At 54.8% G+C, this 17,399-nt stretch carries 14 protein-coding genes; 9 read left to right on the top strand and 5 right to left on the bottom strand.

The window, feature by feature from the left end; all coding sequences use genetic code 11:
- Positions 1-146: 146 nt before the first annotated feature.
- Complete coding sequence (locus tag F7231_RS00885) at positions 147-1,487, top strand: PQQ-dependent sugar dehydrogenase (protein ID WP_085410480.1); 1,341 nt, start codon at positions 147-149, stop codon at positions 1,485-1,487.
- Between the two features lie 79 nt (positions 1,488-1,566).
- Here F7231_RS00885 and F7231_RS00880 read toward each other — a convergent pair whose 3' ends face one another.
- On the bottom strand, positions 1,567-4,020 hold the full coding sequence (locus tag F7231_RS00880; RefSeq protein ID WP_166690577.1) for an outer membrane beta-barrel protein: 2,454 nt from the start codon (positions 4,018-4,020) through the stop codon (positions 1,567-1,569).
- Positions 4,021-4,339: 319 nt separating this feature from the next.
- On the opposite strand from F7231_RS00880, the gene F7231_RS00875 reads away from it, so the two are divergent.
- Positions 4,340-4,762, top strand: coding sequence for a MarR family winged helix-turn-helix transcriptional regulator (locus F7231_RS00875; protein WP_085410482.1), 423 nt, complete (start codon positions 4,340-4,342; stop codon positions 4,760-4,762).
- A gap of 44 nt (positions 4,763-4,806) precedes the next feature.
- Here F7231_RS00875 and F7231_RS00870 read toward each other — a convergent pair whose 3' ends face one another.
- Complete coding sequence (locus tag F7231_RS00870) at positions 4,807-5,670, bottom strand: hypothetical protein (RefSeq protein ID WP_166690576.1); 864 nt, start codon at positions 5,668-5,670, stop codon at positions 4,807-4,809.
- A 264-nt stretch (positions 5,671-5,934) separates the two neighbouring features.
- Positions 5,935-8,589 (bottom strand): alanine--tRNA ligase, encoded by a 2,655-nt coding sequence (gene alaS, locus F7231_RS00865; protein ID WP_166690575.1) that lies wholly within the window; start codon positions 8,587-8,589, stop codon positions 5,935-5,937.
- Positions 8,590-8,812: 223 nt separating this feature from the next.
- On the opposite strand from alaS, the gene F7231_RS00860 reads away from it, so the two are divergent.
- From F7231_RS00860 to F7231_RS00830, 7 genes are all read left to right on the top strand, one after another.
- Entirely contained in the window at positions 8,813-9,139 is a 327-nt protein-coding gene (locus tag F7231_RS00860; protein WP_085410485.1) for a MerR family transcriptional regulator, read from the top strand.
- A 123-nt stretch (positions 9,140-9,262) separates the two neighbouring features.
- Entirely contained in the window at positions 9,263-10,213 is a 951-nt protein-coding gene (locus tag F7231_RS00855; protein ID WP_166690574.1) for an aldo/keto reductase, read from the top strand.
- 200 nt (positions 10,214-10,413) lie between these two features.
- Entirely contained in the window at positions 10,414-11,259 is an 846-nt protein-coding gene (locus F7231_RS00850; RefSeq protein WP_166690573.1) for a hypothetical protein, read from the top strand.
- Positions 11,260-11,308: 49 nt separating this feature from the next.
- A complete protein-coding gene (locus F7231_RS00845) occupies positions 11,309-11,998 on the top strand; it encodes a response regulator transcription factor (protein ID WP_085410488.1) in 690 nt (229 codons plus the stop codon).
- The gene (locus F7231_RS00840) at positions 11,995-13,344 is read left to right on the top strand and encodes a sensor histidine kinase (protein ID WP_166690572.1); all 1,350 of its coding nucleotides are present in this window, start codon (positions 11,995-11,997) and stop codon (positions 13,342-13,344) included. The genes F7231_RS00845 and F7231_RS00840 overlap by 4 nt, the downstream gene beginning before the upstream one ends.
- A gap of 27 nt (positions 13,345-13,371) precedes the next feature.
- Positions 13,372-13,743 (top strand): DMT family protein, encoded by a 372-nt coding sequence (locus F7231_RS00835; RefSeq protein ID WP_166690571.1) that lies wholly within the window; start codon positions 13,372-13,374, stop codon positions 13,741-13,743.
- On the top strand, positions 13,737-15,002 hold the full coding sequence (locus F7231_RS00830; protein ID WP_166690570.1) for an MFS transporter: 1,266 nt from the start codon (positions 13,737-13,739) through the stop codon (positions 15,000-15,002). The genes F7231_RS00835 and F7231_RS00830 overlap by 7 nt, the downstream gene beginning before the upstream one ends.
- Positions 15,003-15,103: 101 nt before the next feature.
- Here the strand turns inward: F7231_RS00830 and F7231_RS00825 are convergent, their stop codons facing one another.
- Positions 15,104-15,340, bottom strand: a complete 237-nt coding sequence (locus tag F7231_RS00825) for a GlsB/YeaQ/YmgE family stress response membrane protein (protein ID WP_085410492.1) — start codon at positions 15,338-15,340, stop codon at positions 15,104-15,106.
- Between the two features lie 159 nt (positions 15,341-15,499).
- Entirely contained in the window at positions 15,500-17,377 is a 1,878-nt protein-coding gene (locus tag F7231_RS00820) for a cytochrome c peroxidase (RefSeq protein WP_166690569.1), read from the bottom strand.
- Between the last annotated feature and the right edge of the window lie 22 nt (positions 17,378-17,399).

Here is a 17,399-nt window from a genome sequence, read left to right as displayed (position 1 = left end):
TTGGAAAGGTACGAATTGGCAGTAAGAGTAACCAAACGGCAATACAGGCAGTTATTCAACTACATAGTTGTACCACGGACTAAAGTCCGTTTTTTATATTTCCCAAAACGGACTTTAGTCCGTAGTAGACAATAATCGCTCAACAAATGATCGCTTTACGAATTCCCAGCTTACTGCTGGCCGGCAGCCTGTTAGTGGCTGGCTGCGCCGATAAAAAGAAAGGTGAAGGCCAGGCCGCACAGGTCGAAACCGCCATTGGCCCGCTAGATCTGCCGGCCCCTTACGCCAGTAAATCGGCGGTAAAATTCAGCAAGGTAATCGGCTGGGCCAACGGGCAGATGCCGACCGCACCCGATGGCTTTGTGGTTACCGAGTACGCCCGCGACCTGATTAATCCACGCTGGGTGTATGTAGCCCAAAACGGTGATGTCTTCGTGTCAGAATCGAACACGGAAAAGAAAGGCGTCAAAAAAGCGGTTGCTGACGTAAACGGGCAGGCCGACTCTCAGCGGTTCGACGAAAGCGCCAACCGCGTTACGCTGCTGCGCGATACCAACGGCGATGGTAAACCTGATCAACGGTCTGTCTTTCTAACGGGTTTAAACCAGCCCTTCGGTATGCTGGTGATGGGCGATTTCTTCTACGTGGCCAACACCGACGCCCTCTTGCGTTTCCCGTACAAAGCAGGCACCACAAAGCTGACAAGCAAGCCTGATACCATTCTGAAATTGCCCGCTGGTGGCTATAATAACCACTGGACGCGGAACCTGCTGGCTGGCCCCGACGGTAAGAAAATTTATATCTCCGTAGGATCGGGTAGCAACGTGGGCGAAAACGGAATGGAAAATGAAGTTCGCCGGGCCAACATTCTGGAGATCAACCCCGACGGATCGGGCGAGCGCATCTACGCCAGTGGCCTACGGAACCCCGTCGGTATTGACTGGCAACCGGGCACCAATAAGCTGTACGCCGCGGTGAACGAGCGCGACGAGCTTGGCGACGGCCTTGTGCCCGATTACCTGACCAGTGTGCAGGAAGGTGGTTTCTACGGTTGGCCCTACAGCTATTATGGTCAGATAGAAGACCCGCGCCGCGCCGGAGAGAAGCCTGATCTGGTGAAGAAAGCCATCATGCCCGACGTACCGCTGGGCGCTCATACGGCCTCGCTTGGCCTGGCCTTTTACGACGGAAAGAGCTTCCCGAATAAGTACCAGAATGGAGCATTTATTGGGCAGCATGGCTCCTGGAACCGCTCTGAACTATCGGGGTACAAGGTTGTTTTTGTTCCCTTTACCAATGGCAAACCCGGCAAACCCGAGGATTTCCTGACCGGTTTTATCGCCCCCAATGAAGGGCAAGACGTACACGGCCGCCCCGTAGGTACGTTCACGCTGCCCGACGGCTCGCTGCTCGTCACCGATGATTCAGGCAACCGCATCTGGCGTGTAGCGGCGAAAGAGAAAACAGCCGTTGCTTCGCGTAATTAGGCTGTCATATAGAATTAGTTAGTAGAGGCCTCTCTGTCAGTAAGTAGTTCGCTGCTGACAGAGAGGCCTATTGCATGTATTACCCCGCCCGGCGCTTTTCGTCTTCGGCACCACCGGTACGACGCGTAGGGGCTACTTTATCATTGCCAAACCGGTACGAGAACGACAGCGTCGCTACCCGTGAGTCCTGACGCTGGTAAAACCGCTCTACGTAATTGTCATACGACGACACAGCGTTGACCGTTCGGGTAAAGAAGACATCCGATACATTCAGGCGAAACGTGCCTTTACGCTCCCAAACCGCTTTTTGCAACCCAATTGTGACTTGGCCGTTTGGCTGTACACGCAGAAAGCCATACTGCTCGCCCGACTGGAACGTGCCGTTCAGTTCACCCGACCAGCCGTTGCCAAACGTAAAGGTGTGGTTGCTGCTCAGGTTAAAGGCAGCGCGCCCCCGATTGAGTGCCGTTCCGGCCAGGTTTCCCACAAAGTTGCTGTAGTAAAACACCGCGTTGTTGTATATCTGCCACCAGTTGGCCGGTTGTACCGGAGCCGTGAAGGTCAACGCCACGTAATCCTGCCGGTCGAGGTTAACATTAGTGGATACCACTGTTGAATCAGTTTCGGGCTGCACAACGTTGATCATCGGCGACGAAGTACGTGCGTAACTGATACCCGTACTGTATTTGCCTTTGAAGGTGTGCGTCAGCTCGACGTTGTAACTTGTTTCGGGCCGTAAGTTGGGATTCCCTGCTCCAGACGTAGTTGGATCGATAATAATCCGGAATGGATTCAATTGGTTATAAGCTGGTCGGTTAATACGTCGACTCAACGTTAGGTTCAGGTCATGGTTTTTGTTGAGCGTCTGTTTAATTGCGGCACTTGGAAAGAGTTGCGCGTAATTACGATCGAAACCCATGTCGCCAACTACCTGTCGGCCCTGCGCAATCGTTTGTTCAGCCCTTAGGCCCAATTGCAGATTAGTTTTCGCTAACGTCCGGTTCCAGTTCACGTACCCGGCCAGAATCGTTTCGTCATAATTGAATCGATTTGTTCTGTTTACGTCAATGGTGGTGAGTGACCCTTCCGTGATGCGGAACACAACGTCATTGTCAGACGATACCCGGCTAAACTTCGCTCCTGCTTCAAGCCGGGCCTTGTTCGGTAATGGCTGCACATAATCAGTCTTTATCGACATCAGGCTCAGGTCACCCGCCTGGTCGCCGGTAAGTAGTGTAGCCGACCGCCCCAGTTGCCGGTAAGCGGTAGTCAATTCCTGCACCCGATTCGATTTGTAGCGGGCATAATCAGCGTCAGCGGTTAATTCGGGGCTATCGGGCGAGTCGGCGAAGGTGTGTTTCAGGTTCGCGTTCACTGCCCCATTCGGTAGAGAGGCCTTCCTTACGTTCTGGGCCTGATACGAATCAATCAGCTTGCCTCCAGCGTCGAACAAACTGGTTTCGTTTACCCCCAGCTGACCCGGCGCATGCACCTCCTGACCACTCAACACCAGGCCCAGCACGGTCCGCTTCGACGGCGAAAAGTCAATGCCGGCTCTGGCTGTATTGGCCGTAGAAGCGTTCAACATCCGGTTCGTCTGATCGCTGGTACCCGTCAGCAACGGCTGACTCGTGGGTCCTTTTGCGTAAAAATCGCGGTGAATATCCAGCAGACTGATACCGTTCCGATTGCTGTACGTATACGAACCAAATAGATTTACCGAAGCGCCCGAGGCTAATTTACGCCGATTATTGAGCGTGAATCCCGCTGTGCTTTTCTCGTATTGACTCCGGCCATAGGTCGCCTGCACTGTGCCGTTGGTACCCATACGCTGGTCTTTACGGAGGTTAATGGCAATGATACCGGCCGTACCCTGCGCATCGTATTTGGCAGGAGGATTGGTGATCAACTCAATGCTTTTCAGTTGATCAGCGGGTAACGAACGCAGGTAATCGGCCAGTTCGGTACCGCTCATGGGCTGGCGGCGGCCATCGATGAGTACCAGCACGTTTTGCCGCCCGCGCAAGGCCAGGTTATCGTTGTTGTCGACGGTAACGCCCGGCGAGCGGGCCAGAATGTCGAGCGAGGTATTGCCAGCCGCCAGCGGGCTGCCTTCTACATTCACCACCGTCCGGTCGGCCAGTCGTTCGTAGAGCGGTTTCTGGCCAACCACTTTCACTTCGTTCAGCGTGGTAGCCTGACTGGGCTTCAGGGTCAACTCAGGTAGCGTAATGCCCTCGGCAGCCACCGTCACCACCTCAGACCAGGTACGTTCATAGCCAACCTGCGAGGCCGACACCCGGTAGCGTCCCGGTGCTGGCATGGTAAACTGGTAGAGGCCGTTACCATCCGAAAATTCGGCTTTAACTACGACCGAGTCGGCCGCCCGGTGCAGCGTTACGGTAGCTACCTCGATGGTTTTTCCATCTGCGGCCCGGACAGTACCCTGAAGACGGGCCGATTGCCCGTAACTGACCAAACTCAGCGCAGTCAGCATCAGCATGTGTACAAGAGCAAGAAAAGGCTTTTTCATGGCGTCAGATGATCAGAAAGAGAGAGGTTCTTGTTAGTGAATTATTGCTCATAAACAGGCATCAGCGTGCGTCAGCGCCTTTTTTAGCTAAAGAAGCAAGCGGTGTTTGATTTGTTGCTTAGTGCGCTAAAATTATATGATATATCATTGAATGGGCAACGGTTTATGACCGAAACCGCTCATTTCTGGGATGAACGGTTGATCAACCGTCCCCAAGCGGCGGCATGCTTATCGGAGGAAACCCATGCCAGCTACGATCATGTCTACTCCGACAAGGCAGCGTTTGGGTTAACTTGCGGAATCAAACCACCGGTCCGCTATGATCAATAAGGTAATTTTTTACACGCTCGAGAAGACGATTAAACGCTACCGGCAGTTTGCACAGCATAACATCGATCAGGCGGGTGTAGACATTACCATTGATCAGTGGCTGGTACTGAACGTCATTCAGGAAACCCCTACCCTGGCCCAGTTCGAGATTGGCGAGCGGGTGTTTAAAGATCAGGCGTCGATTGCCCGCATCATTGACCTGCTGGTAAAGAAGGAGTTGCTGATTCAGACGACCAGCGAACAGGACCGGCGGCGGGTAAACCGACAGATTACCTCAAAGGGTGAGCAGTTGATCAAGGCCGTAGCGCCCATCATTGCCCGGAACCGGAGCACAGCGCTGGCCGGTATTCCCGACGAAGCCATTGAACAGCTACGCCAAACGCTGACCCTCATCGACGATAATTGTCAGTAGAGGTTAGTTACGCTGTATTTTGGAAACATGACACGATTAACTTTTCAATACGCTTCGTACTCGAACAGTATCCGCGACGACGTATTTGAGGTCTGGGCAGTGACTGGTAACCCCTGGTCGTTGTAGGTGTAGCTGATTGTGTACGTTCGCACGCTACCACTTGAATACCTGACTGTAGCTTCTGTCACATTGTTCCGGCTGTAGCGGCGCACGGGCGTGATATCTGGTCCAACCAGGCCGAAAAACGGATTTGGTTTTGTGTCGAAGGTGAAGGTTTCGTACTGATCCGGTCCGGTCAAGGCTTTAATAGCCGTCAGGTTGCCTGACTCAACGGTATACTCATCTGTAGTGGCTGATGATCCGGCGGTTGTGGCCTCAGTCCGCACGGTGTTTACCACGCCGCCAATCAACGTCGAGGTAGTGTGTTTCAGTAACTGGCGCGCCCCGTCTGGCTTCACAAAATCGGTCTGGGCAAACAGAATATCGACCATCGGCTGGCCGGGGCCGTTGTTTTGAGGGCTGTAGCTGAACACTGTTTGCTCGCCCGAAAAGCCCTGGCTGTCGACATACGGATATTGATAGTCGTAGGTAACAAGCTGATTACTGGCATTGTAAGCAAACAAGCCTTTCGGAGCGCCCCGCCCGGAATCATGCCCTACGTAGATGGCCCGACTCACTTTTCCATTACTGCCGTATTCAAATTCGGTAGTAGCCCCTGTTGCCCAGGTGCCTTCGTAAACGATCCGTTTAATGCGATAGCCTTTGGTGGTTTTCTCGGGTTCTTTCTTGGGGGGCTGCTTCTGTTCGTCGACCGGCGCGTTAGTGGGTAAAACAGAGTAATCGGCTCCGCAGCCAAGCAGAAAAAAACTCCAGATCAGCAGAGAAAGTGGTAGTACTATTACTCGCATGGCGTTGGCTGTTTTTACACAAACTCACTGAACAGACAAAGAGTTGTACTGAGCCAGCTCTACCCATCCTTAAGGTATCTATGAGCGTAGCAGTGCTATCGGGGCGGCATGTCAATGGGACACTATCATTTGATAACGACAAAGCCCCGTTGGGACGACATGTAAGGTTTATACACCTACCATATCGCCCAGACGGGGCTCTATCCCACTCAGTTGGGTACGTTGGCTATTGACAATACCGCCCCAATGGGGCTAAAAGTCAACTTACCCTAACAACTCACGGCCCTGCGCCAGGGCGGCGTCGAGGCCGGAGGCGTCGGAACCACCGGCTGTGGCGAAGAAGGGCTGACCGCCACCGCCACCTTTGATGTTTTTGGCGAGATCTTTCACTACCTGGCCAGCGTTGAGGCCGCGACCGCTAATGAGGCTGTCGGGCAACATGACGGCGAGTTGCGGTTTACCATTAATATCGGCACCGAGCACCACGGCCAGGTTATCGACTTTGGCTTTCAGGTCATAGGCCAGTTGCTTCAATGCGTCGGCGTTGGGTACGTTCACGCGCTCAACAACCATGCTGTGACCGTTGACGGTCAGCACCTTACCCAATAGTTCTTCTTTGATTTGCTGTACTTTTTCGTTTTCCAGCGCCTCTACCTTTTTCAGCAGGGCGTTGCGCTCATCGAGAATCGACTGTACGGCTTTCACCACGTCTTTCGGTGCTTTCAGCAATTCTTTCAACTCGTTGATGATCGCTTCCTGCTCATTCAGCAGGGCTAGGGCACCTTCCGACGTTTTGGCTTCGATCCGGCGGATACCGGTTGACACTGACCCTTCCGACGTGAGTTTGAACAGACCAATCTGACCCGTAGCCGGTACGTGGGTGCCGCCGCAAAGTTCAACCGAATAGCTGGGGTCGAAGGTGATGACGCGGACAAAGTCGCCGTATTTCTCACCGAACAGGGCTGTAGCACCAAGTGCTCTGGCCTGCTCGATGGGTACGTTCCGCTTTTCGTCGAGCGGGATGTTCTGGCGGATCTTCTCGTTGACGATCGTTTCCACGCGGCTGATTTCCTCGTCGGTCATTTTGCCGAAGTGGCTGAAGTCGAAGCGAAGCGCGTCGGGACCAACGTACGAGCCTTTCTGCGCCACGTGCGTACCCAGCACCTCGCGCAGGGCCGAGTGCAGCAGGTGCGTAGCCGAGTGGTTGTCTTCGGTCAGTTCGCGGCGGTGCGTGTCGATCTTGGCAAACACCAGATCAGCCGATTGCAGTAGGTCGTCTATATCGGGGCGGTCGGCCACGAGATGGATGCTGAGGTCGTTTTCCTTGCGGGTATCCAGTACGCGCAGTGTGGCCTTAGGTACGTTGCTCTGGAACAGCTCCAGCGTACCGGTGTCGCCGATCTGTCCGCCCGATTCAGCATAGAACGGTGTGCGGTCGAGTACTACTTGTACCTGCGTTCCCTGCTTGTTCTGCACGCGGCGGTATTTTACCACCTGGGCATAGGCTTCGGTTTCGTCGTAGCCAACAAACTCGATCTTGTCAACGTCCTGAAGATCGATCCAGTCGCCAGTCGATGACGAGGCGTCTTTGCGTGAACGTTGCTTTTGCTCCTGCAACGCTTTCTGGAAACCGGATTCGTCGATCTCCAGCCCCTTTTCGCGAGCGATCAGAGCGGTGAGGTCAGCGGGGAAACCGAAGGTGTCGTTCAGTTCAAAAACGGTTTCGCCAGCGATGGTTTTCGTGTCGCCGAGCTGGTCGATGATCTGGTCGAGGCGCGTCAGGCCGGTGCCCAGCGTGCGGAGGAACGACACTTCCTCTTCGCGGATGACCGTAGCCACGAAATCCTGCTGGGCTTTCAGTTCGGGGAACACGTCGGCAAATTGATCGGCCAGTAGGGGCACCAGTTTGGTCATGAACGGCTCGGTAAAGCCCAGGTACGAGTACCCGTAGCGAATGGCGCGGCGCAGAATACGGCGGATAACGTACCCAGCTTTGGCATTGCTTGGCACCAGTCCGTCGCCAATGGCGAACGATACAGCCCGGATATGGTCAGCGATCACGCGCATCGCCACGTCCGACTTTTCCATCTTGCCCGTATAGGTACGTCCCGACAGTTGCTCAATCAGGTTGATCGTACCCGAGAACACGTCGGTATCGTAGTTCGACTGTTTGCCCTGGATGGCCATGCACAACCGCTCGAAACCCATACCGGTGTCGACGTGGCGGGCGGGTAGTTCTTCCAGCGAGCCATCGGCCTTCCGGTTGAACTGCATGAACACGTTATTCCAGATTTCGACCACCTGCGGGTGATCGGCGTTGACCAGTTCTTTACCCGACTTTTCGGCTACTTCGTCGGGCGAACGCAGGTCGATATGGATTTCCGAGCAGGGACCACAGGGGCCAGTTTCACCCATTTCCCAGAAGTTATCTTTCTTGTTGCCCAGAATAATACGGCTCTCGTCGCCGATGATGCCTTTCCAGAGGTCCCACGATTCCTGATCGAAAGGTACACCGTCCTTCTCGTCGCCCTGGAACACCGACACGTAAATGCGGTCTTTCGGCAGTTTGTACACCTGCGTCAGCAATTCCCACGACCATTCGAGCGCGTCTTTTTTGAAGTAATCACCAAACGACCAGTTGCCCAGCATTTCGAACATCGTGTGGTGATACGTATCGAAGCCAACATCCTCAAGGTCATTGTGCTTACCCGACACACGCAGGCATTTTTGCGTATCGGCAACGCGTTTGGCAGGTGGCGTACCGTTGCCGAGAAAAAAGTCTTTAAACTGAGCCATCCCCGAGTTGTTGAACATCAGGGTAGGGTCGTTTTTGGCAACGAGCGGTGCCGAAGCGACAATCAAATGCTGCTTTGACCGGAAGAAATCCAGAAACTGGCGGCGTATTTCAGGAGAAGTCATAGTGCTGTAGTTTCCCTCACCCCTAGCCCCTCTCCCACATTAGGAGAGGGGAACCGCTTCAGCTTAGCGCTGCCACAGGGCGAAGCTACTGTAGTTCGGCTCCCCTCTCCTTCACAAGGAGAGGGACCGGGGGTGAGGTTAAGGCCACAAAATTACGTTATTTTCGCCGTTGGGTTGGCAACTCTGGCAGACATCAGCCTTTAAATCACATCGTAACACCAATATGGAATCGGGCGACAAGCGGTATTACAGCATTCGGGAAGTGGCTGATCTGTTCAATGTCAACATCTCGAAGCTGCGTTATTACGAGAAGGAATTCCCCACGCTAAGCCCTAAAAAGAACCGTTCCGGCGATCGGGTATACACCAAAGCCGAGATTGAACACCTGCGCGAAATTCTTGATTTGGTCGAAAACCGGGGGTTCAAACTCCAGGGCGCCCGCGAATACCTGAGCAAAAAGCAAACAGCCCAGACCGACACAGCCCGCATGCTTGATAAGCTCCGGGAGATTCGGCAGTTTATGGCCGAGCTACGCGAGAAGCTCAATTAAGGTCGGCCCGCCCACTCCCCTTTTCCAGCGTCTCCTGTTGTTTTTCCTAAAACTGTTCGTTGTTCCAGCCAGTTTTGACGGTGAGCAGCCCGCTGATGTGTGCTGCCGGTTAACAACAACCTCATGGAACAACGTACCATTGGCAGCTCGACGCTGTCTGTAGCACCACTCGCTTTTGGCGGTAATGTATTCGGCTGGACAGCCGACGAGGCAACTTCCTATCAACTACTGGACGCTTTCGTCGATACCGGTTTCAACCTCATCGACACGGCCGATGTGTATTCGCACTGGGTACCAGGCAACCAGGGCGGCGAATCGGAAACGATCATTGGCAAGTGGCTAAAGAAAACGGGTAAACGGGATCAGATTGTACTCGCTACAAAGCTTGGCTCTAAAATGGCGCCGGATAAGAAAGGTCTTTCGAAAGCCTATGTGGCGCAGGCCGTAGAAGACTCCCTCCGCCGGTTGCAAACTGATTACATCGACCTTTATCAATCGCACTACGACGATCTGGATACGCCTATTGAAGAGACGCTGGACGGTTTTAGCCAATTGATCAAGGCTGGGAAAGTGCGGTTCATTGGGGCGTCGAACTTCACACCAGAACGGTTACGGGAGTCGATGGAGCTCAGTGCCAAACAGGGTTATCCAGCCTACCAAAGCCTGCAACCCGAATACAACCTGTACGATCGGGAAACATACGAACAGCAGTACGAGCCAATTGTGAAGCAATATGGCCTTGGCGTGATCAACTACTACGCCCTTGCCAGCGGATTCCTGACGGGGAAGTACCGGTCGGAGGCAGACCTGTCGAAAAGTCCACGGGGGCAGGGGGTAAAGAAATACCTGAACGACCGGGGCTTCCGGATTCTAAAGGCCCTCGACGAGGTAGCAGAGCAGTATTCGGCTACTCCTGCTCAGATTTCACTGGCCTGGCTCATGGCGCACCCAGGCATTACCGCACCAATTGCCAGCGCTACCAGCGTTGAGCAGCTACACGACATCGCCAAAGCGGCCGAACTGAAACTGGACGAGGCAGCGATCAGCCAATTAACGACAGCCAGCGAGGCGTAGGTACATGCTCTGCTTGTACTTGTTATAGCGTATGGCTTGTTTGCACCAGGCGTCACCGACAGGCTCACGGCCTGGTGCAAACAGCAGTGCTAGGCAGACGCCAATCTCAACATGAAGAAAAATTAATGTCGGCTTCAGACTGACCTTAACTGGCACGGATAGCTTTGTTTCACAATCAACCAGTAAAACAAACGCTACCAATGAAAACGAATCTCATCATCACCTCACTCCTGCTGGCTGGATTTGCCACCGCTCATGCACAGACCGCCAACACTACGCCGCCGCCGCCCCCAACCAATCCAACGGCGATTGACGGTCCGGGCATGGGCGGTCGCGGCCTTGCGAAAGGCGACCGCAAAGGCATGAAAAAATTCAAAGGTGACCGGATGCGCGACGGCTTCGGACCGCAAGATGGTCCCGGTCAGGGCGGGCCGGGACGGCCAGGAAAGATGGGCCGAAAAGGTGGGCCAGGCGGTCGCGAACATGGGCTGCTCTCGCTGACAACCGTAACCGGAACCGTTGGTGAACTGACGGGCAACGACGACTACATTCTGAATGGATTCACTCTCACGGGTACCAAGCCGATGGCCGTTCAGTTTCCGCCGCATCTGGGCAAGCAGGTACAGCAGGCGATAAAAACGGGCAGCTCAGTGAGTGTAACCGGTTTCTCCGATACCAGACCCGATGGCGAAACCAGCTTTCACATGACCAGCCTGACTGCCGGAAAAACAACCGTTACCGACGGGCCGCCAACCGCCCCCCCAACGCCGGTGACACCCGTCATGACCACGACAACCGGTAAGATCACCGATTACAAATTAGACCGCAGCGGCCGTGTCAATGGGCTGGTGATCAACGATAACAACATCGTTCACGTCCCACCACACATTGCCTACCAGCTGACGAATCTGGCCAAGAAAGGAACCGAGATTACCGTTCAGGGCTACACCCGGACATTGGGCGAAGGACAGGTCCAGCTTCAGAAAGCCAACATCCTCCGCGCATCGGTGCTGACAATCAATGGTCAGCAGTATCTTGTCCGCTAATCGTTAACCAGTCAGCCCCCCTCGCGCAACGAGGGGGGCTTTGTGCTACATGAAAATTTTAGTCATCGAAGACGAGCGTAAGCTGGCCCGGTTTATTCGGCAAGGGCTGGAGCAGGTGGGGCACGTGGCCGATCTGGCCTACTCGGGTACGGAAGGGCTCGACCAACTGGCGGGTGGACTCTACGATCTGGTCCTGCTTGATTTGATGCTGCCCGGCCAAACCGGTTTCGACGTTCTGAAAAATATGCGCGCTTTTGGGCTGAACGTACCTGTGGTCATCCTGTCGGCCCTCGGCGATGCGCCTACTGTGGTGCAGGGGCTGGATCTGGGCGCGGTCGACTACCTGCGTAAGCCATTCGATTTTGAGGAATTACTGGCTCGGATCAGGGTATGGCAGCGAAAAACCACTACGGGCGACGCCGTTGTGCTGCGGGTAGCCGATCTGGAAATGCGCCTCACCAGCCGGGAAGTGCTACGGAATGGCAAAAAGCTGGACCTCACCAACCGCGAATTTGCGCTACTTGAACTGCTGATGCGTCAGGCGGGGCGCGTTGTGACCCGCACCGAAATTGCCGAAAAAGTTTGGGCCATCGACTACGACCGGGGCAGCAACGTCATTGACGTGCACATGTACCAGCTGCGGAAAAAACTTGATACCGCCGCACCAACCGACGCAGGCAAACAACCGGAACTGGTTGAAACACTAATTGGGCAGGGATACCGGCTCCGAACCGCATGAGCCTGCGCAGCCGCATTGTGCTGGCAGTAGCAGCGGTGTTTGCCCTCGTCAGCGCCATTACCGGCAGTCTGATGCTGAGCCGGGCCGAACAGAGCCTGCAAACAGCGTTTGACCGGGCTACCCGAACCCGCGCCAACTGGCTGCTATCGATGGTCAGTATTGATCCTGTTGTGCTTCCGCTACCCAGCCTTCGCGAACAAATGCGCATCGTAGCCTCGTCGGCTTACTTGCCGGCCCGTGAATTGTTCAGGAGTCCTGACTTTCCAAATGACGATGGCTCACCCCGGCAACGGCGTTTTCACCAGCCAGGTACGTTGCCGCCCGTTGCCAGCAATTATCGCCTGGTCACCGTAGAATCGTCGACCGACCAGTTCATCGACAGTCAGGTTCACCTCACGCTGGCTGTGCCCGATGGCAGTCTGCAACGCGACATTCAGGACTTGAGATGGGTGTTTGGCCTGGGGTGGCTCTCTAGTTTAGTAGTGGCGCTGGCGGCGGGTTATGGCGCAGCGGGCTGGCTGCTTCGGCCCATCAAAAACCTGGTTGGTCAGGCCGCCCAAATCGGCACCGCAACCCGTATTGAGCCGCTCTCGCTGCCTACCAGCCGCGATGAACTCTATACGCTGACGATGGCCCTGAATCAGATGCTGGAACGGATTCAGACTACCATCGACACGCAACGGCATTTTTTCGGAGCTGCCGCGCATGAACTACGTACCCCGCTGGCCGTGATGAAAACCGGATTGGAAGTCACCCTCAGCAGCGGACATGTCGATGCGGATTTGCAGCCTTTTCTGGCTGGTCAGTTAGATGAAGTACGTCGGCTGAGCCGGCTCATTGACGAGTTCCTGACGCTTAGCCGCCCCGACGAATCGGCACCATTGCTTCAGCTATCGGCGCTTCAGTTGGATCAACAGGTGGCCCGTTGCCTGCACCAGCTGACTACCATTGCAGCCGATTATGAAGTAACTACCCAGCTAACCATCCAGCCGGGGCCAGGGCTGGCATTGACAACCGACGCCATAAAGCTGGATCATATTCTGCTGAACCTGATCGAAAATGCCATCAAGTACAGCGTAGCGGGCAGCACCGTTCTGGTGACTGTCGACGGCACAAACCCTGCTGGAGCAGTCGTGCTGGTTCAGAACAGCACATCGCGCGAGAATGGCCCTACTCTTGAACTGACCGAACCCTATTTTCAAGCCGACCCGCTCAAAGAAGGTCACGGCCTGGGCCTATGGATAAGCCATCGCCTAACAACCTTACTGGGGGGTCAGTTATCCCTGAATTGGCAGGCATTTACGTTTACCAGCACGCTTCATATTCCAGTACCCATGTCCAACTAGCCTAAAAAGGCATTACTCAACTCCCGAATGAAATCGCTTTACTGCGTTCTATTACTCACGCTCTCCAACATCTTCATGACCCTGGCCTGGTATGGCCATCTACAGCTTAAACAGTACCCCATGATCGCCAAATTATCGCTGTTTGGCATCATCATGCTTAGCTGGGGCCTGGCTTTTTTTGAATACATTTTTCAGGTGCCGGCCAACCGCATCGGCTCCAACGAAACAGGCGGCCCTTTCTCTCTTTTTGAGCTCAAAACCATTCAGGAAGCCGTATCGCTGACTGTTTTTACGCTAATCACTGTCTATTTTTTCAAGACTGATAAGCTGGCCTGGAATCACATTGTCGGGTTTGCCTTTATGGTAGTAGCGGTTTTCTTCATCTTCAAGAAATGGTAGCAGCCCCAAGCCGGTCCGACGCGCACGAGCCGTCTACCGTCAGCCTGCGAGCCCTCGACCAGGCCAACTTTTTTCTGGCCGATGTCCGCGACGGTCTGGGGCCTTACCTGGCGATCTACCTGCTCACCTCGCGCCACTGGAAGGCCCAGGATATTGGCTTAGCGATGTCGGTAATGGGTATAGCTACGGTGGTTAGTCAAACGCCAGCCGGTGCGCTGGTCGATCGTACGCGGCGCAAACGGCTGTACTCAATCCTGGCGTCGCTGTTAATCGCCACCGCTTCGCTGGGAACGGTGCTCCTCCCCACCTTTTCCGTCATCATCGGCGGTCAGGTACTGATGGGTCTGGCAGCGGCCTGGTTTACACCTGCCCTGGCCGCCATTACCCTGGGGCTGGTGGGCCATAAAGCACTCGACAGACGTATTGGACGCAATGAAACGGCCAATCACGGCGGTAATGTGTTTGCAGCGGCGATGGCGGGGCTCATTGGCTATTACGTCAGCGCAGAGGGTATTTTCGTGCTGCTCGCGGCCATGTCGTTGCTCAGCAGTGTGGCTATCTGGCGCATTCGCGAGTCAGACATCGACCATGAGCGGGCCCGGGGCGATGGTGACAATAAGACTGATTCAAACAAGCAGAAGATGGGGTGGCGAGCGCTGGCAAGTAATCGGGATATCCTGTTTTTTGCGCTGGCCTGCGTGCTGTTTCATTTTGCCAACGCAGCCATGCTCCCCCTACTTGGGCAACAGTTGGCCAAAGGCAACGGCGCAGGTACGTCGTCGGCCTACATGTCGGCCTGCATCATTGTGGCGCAGGTGGTTATGATTCCCGTTAGCTATTGGGCGGGTCAACTGGCGCCAAACGGCCGGAAACGACTTCTGCTGATTGGGTTTGCCGTTTTACCAGTACGGGGGCTGTTGTATACGCTCACCGGCGACCCCATAGCCCTGGTCAGCATCCAGTTACTCGACGGCGTCGGCGCTGGCCTTTTCGGGGTTTTGTCTGTCTTAATCGTTGCCGATTTGACGCAGGGAAGCGGTTTATTCAACACCACACAGGGCGCTATTGCCACAGCCGTAGGACTTGGCGCCTCGCTAAGCAATGCGTTCGCCGGGGCCATTGTTCAACGGTCGGGCTATGCGTCGGCCTTTCTGATCCTGTCTGGTATTGCAGTAGCCGCCCTGGCCGTATTCTGGCTGCTGGTACCGGAGACATGCCAGTACACATCGACAAGTACGCAGGCCCGGAATACCGTCTGACGAATGAGCAAGGTCGCCTGCCAGGTACGTTGCGCCTGACCATGTAGCAACAAAAATGCCCGATCCATATGAACCGGGCATTTTTTGCTGACGCTGTTTCTCTAGAACAGACGCCCAAGGAATATCAGCACAACGGCGCCACCGAAGGCGATCAGCAGGTTCATAACCAGCCCGTCGTTGTCGGGGTCGTTACCCAGCCGCTTGGCAATAAAACCGCCTACCAATCCACCCACGATACCGAGGATGATGTTGACCAGTGCACTGTTGTGACTGTCCATGAAACGGCTGGCCAGATAGCCGGCGATACCTCCGATGATAATAGAATACAGGAAACCCATGACTATAGTGTGTTAGGTGAAAAGGATAATTGTTTAGGTAATAACGCCCAATGTATAGATAAAGGCTGACAATACTGAGTGAACGGACCCGTGTAAACTGATAGAGTAAATCAACTTAAAAGGCAGTCAGACCTTATCTGTAAGTGACTGAAATACACCTCATAATGCCATCAGGAACGCACTGAGGGCCTTTTTCTCAGATTCGGTCAGGTTTAACTTATCCCCAGGCAAGGTCTGATTGGGTACGTCAAACCCGAGACCAGCGCCCCCTCCCCGATTGTAAAAATCAATTACCTCATCGAGCGACTTATAGATTCCGTTGTGCATGTACGGTGCCGTTTGGGCGACGAAACGAACCGTCGGTGTTTTAAACGAGTGCTTATGCAGGTTAATCCGGGTATGTTGAAACTTACCCAGATCGCTATCCAACGTGCTGTTTGCGGCGGTAGCTGGTAGGCCCACCACTTCGCTTTCTGTTTTCAGATACGCAGGCGGAACTGTGCCGTTGAAGAGCGGGTAGAAATGGCATGTGGCGCATTTGGCCTTGCCCATAAACAGGTTGAAGCCCCGGGTTTCCTCCGCCGACAGGATCGCCCGTTGTTGCCACAGGTCAGTAGATCGAATGGCCCGGTCTACGCGGGAGTCGAGGCGGACGAGTGAACGCACATAGCTGGCAATGGCATTTTTGAGGTTAGCTTCCGTCACCCCATCCGGGTACGTTCGGGCAAACGCTTGCCGATAGCTCCTGTTGTCGGTCAAAGCCGCCACCGCTTTGGGCAGCGACCCATGCATCTCGTTCTCATTTTCGATTACATCACTCGCCTGATCTTCCAGAAAAGCGACCCGCGAGTCGGCAAACTGGGCGGCCTGGAGGGCAGCATTGTACAGCGTTGGTGCGTTACGGGCAATGCGCTTTATACCCGGCTGCTCCCGTGTGGAAGTCACCGCCAGACTTTTCGACTCGCCGTCGGTGAAGGCTTTTGCCGGTTGGTGACAGGTGGCGCAGGTACGTTCGGGGCTGCCCGATAGAATAGGGTCATAGAAAAGCAGTTTCCCTAGTGCAACACGCGCAGGCGTGGAGCGGTGAGCGGTAGCATCGACGAAGTAATTAGCGTCAAACGCATCGGGATCGGTCAGCGTGCGGGCCGACGCCGACAACAGGCGACTTTCCTGAAAAACGGGAATAGCCAGGGCCCGTTGCGCGTCGAGTAGCTGACTGCTGAGCACATTGGCGTGTTGCCGGATAAACGTTAACCGGTCAAAATCGTTGAACGTGACCGGCTGGTTCAGGTACGAGATTGCCCTGGCAAAGGTTGAATCGAGTTGAATGGCGAGGTATTCGTGCTGGTCTTCAAGGTGATAAAAAGCCAGATGCCGCCGCAGACTGGCCAGCGCTTCGGCCGTTTCGGGGAGTGATGTGTTGGCAATCGGTGAATCAAAACCGGTGATGCCCAGCGAAATCAGCCGAAACACCTCCAACCGCATGGCATCGAACACGTGGCTGGAAGTCATGGGGTTGTTGACCGACACTTTATACAGCCGCCCCACCGCCGATTGCAACACACCCGCCTGCTGAATCAGGTTGGTTCGCTCGCCAGGCTGGTACGGGAACAACCCTTCTTCGAGCACCTGAAGGCCAGTGGGTTGTACTTCATTTTGCTGCGCATCGTCTTCTTCCACTTCGGCGATAGCCGGGCCGTTGATCGCCTTCGAGGGTTCGGGGTTGTAGAGTTCGGCCAGAAACTCGACCCGCTTCCAGGCTAGCCGCGTTGTCAGGAAAGCCGTCTGTACATCCGGGGCCTGTTGACCGGTTTTGAGCGCCCGGTGTAGCCTGGTAGTAGCCGTATCGAGCGCAACGATATCGGCTATGTACTGGGTACGTACCCGGTCGAGCGGGGTGGGCTGGGGGCGTGTCCAATAGTACAGTACGAGCACCGTAGCGGCAAGTACGCCTACCGAAATCCACCAGGAGCGGGTACGTCTGATTCGTTGAGCTGTGGTTTGTTCAGCAACTAGTTCCATACGAGGTCTATGCATACGGGCTAAGGCGCAGAGGCAG

Source organism: Fibrivirga algicola, assembly GCF_011742925.1.
Lineage (GTDB): Bacteria > Bacteroidota > Bacteroidia > Cytophagales > Spirosomataceae > Fibrella > Fibrella algicola.
This window is presented reverse-complemented; position numbering and strand designations above follow the sequence as displayed.

What these genes read in the sequence shown, in the direction of transcription:
- F7231_RS00885 (WP_085410480.1), top strand. Translation starts at nt 147, where the DNA reads ATGATCGCTTTACGAATTCCCAGCTTACTGCTGGCCGGCAGCCTGTTA.
- F7231_RS00880 (WP_166690577.1), bottom strand. Translation starts at nt 4,020, where the DNA reads ATGAAAAAGCCTTTTCTTGCTCTTGTACACATGCTGATGCTGACTGCG.
- F7231_RS00875 (WP_085410482.1), top strand. Translation starts at nt 4,340, where the DNA reads ATGATCAATAAGGTAATTTTTTACACGCTCGAGAAGACGATTAAACGC.
- F7231_RS00870 (WP_166690576.1), bottom strand. Translation starts at nt 5,670, where the DNA reads ATGCGAGTAATAGTACTACCACTTTCTCTGCTGATCTGGAGTTTTTTT.
- alaS (WP_166690575.1), bottom strand. Translation starts at nt 8,589, where the DNA reads ATGACTTCTCCTGAAATACGCCGCCAGTTTCTGGATTTCTTCCGGTCA.
- F7231_RS00860 (WP_085410485.1), top strand. Translation starts at nt 8,813, where the DNA reads ATGGAATCGGGCGACAAGCGGTATTACAGCATTCGGGAAGTGGCTGAT.
- F7231_RS00855 (WP_166690574.1), top strand. Translation starts at nt 9,263, where the DNA reads ATGGAACAACGTACCATTGGCAGCTCGACGCTGTCTGTAGCACCACTC.
- F7231_RS00850 (WP_166690573.1), top strand. Translation starts at nt 10,414, where the DNA reads ATGAAAACGAATCTCATCATCACCTCACTCCTGCTGGCTGGATTTGCC.
- F7231_RS00845 (WP_085410488.1), top strand. Translation starts at nt 11,309, where the DNA reads ATGAAAATTTTAGTCATCGAAGACGAGCGTAAGCTGGCCCGGTTTATT.
- F7231_RS00840 (WP_166690572.1), top strand. Translation starts at nt 11,995, where the DNA reads ATGAGCCTGCGCAGCCGCATTGTGCTGGCAGTAGCAGCGGTGTTTGCC.
- F7231_RS00835 (WP_166690571.1), top strand. Translation starts at nt 13,372, where the DNA reads ATGAAATCGCTTTACTGCGTTCTATTACTCACGCTCTCCAACATCTTC.
- F7231_RS00830 (WP_166690570.1), top strand. Translation starts at nt 13,737, where the DNA reads ATGGTAGCAGCCCCAAGCCGGTCCGACGCGCACGAGCCGTCTACCGTC.
- F7231_RS00825 (WP_085410492.1), bottom strand. Translation starts at nt 15,340, where the DNA reads ATGGGTTTCCTGTATTCTATTATCATCGGAGGTATCGCCGGCTATCTG.
- F7231_RS00820 (WP_166690569.1), bottom strand. Translation starts at nt 17,377, where the DNA reads ATGCATAGACCTCGTATGGAACTAGTTGCTGAACAAACCACAGCTCAA.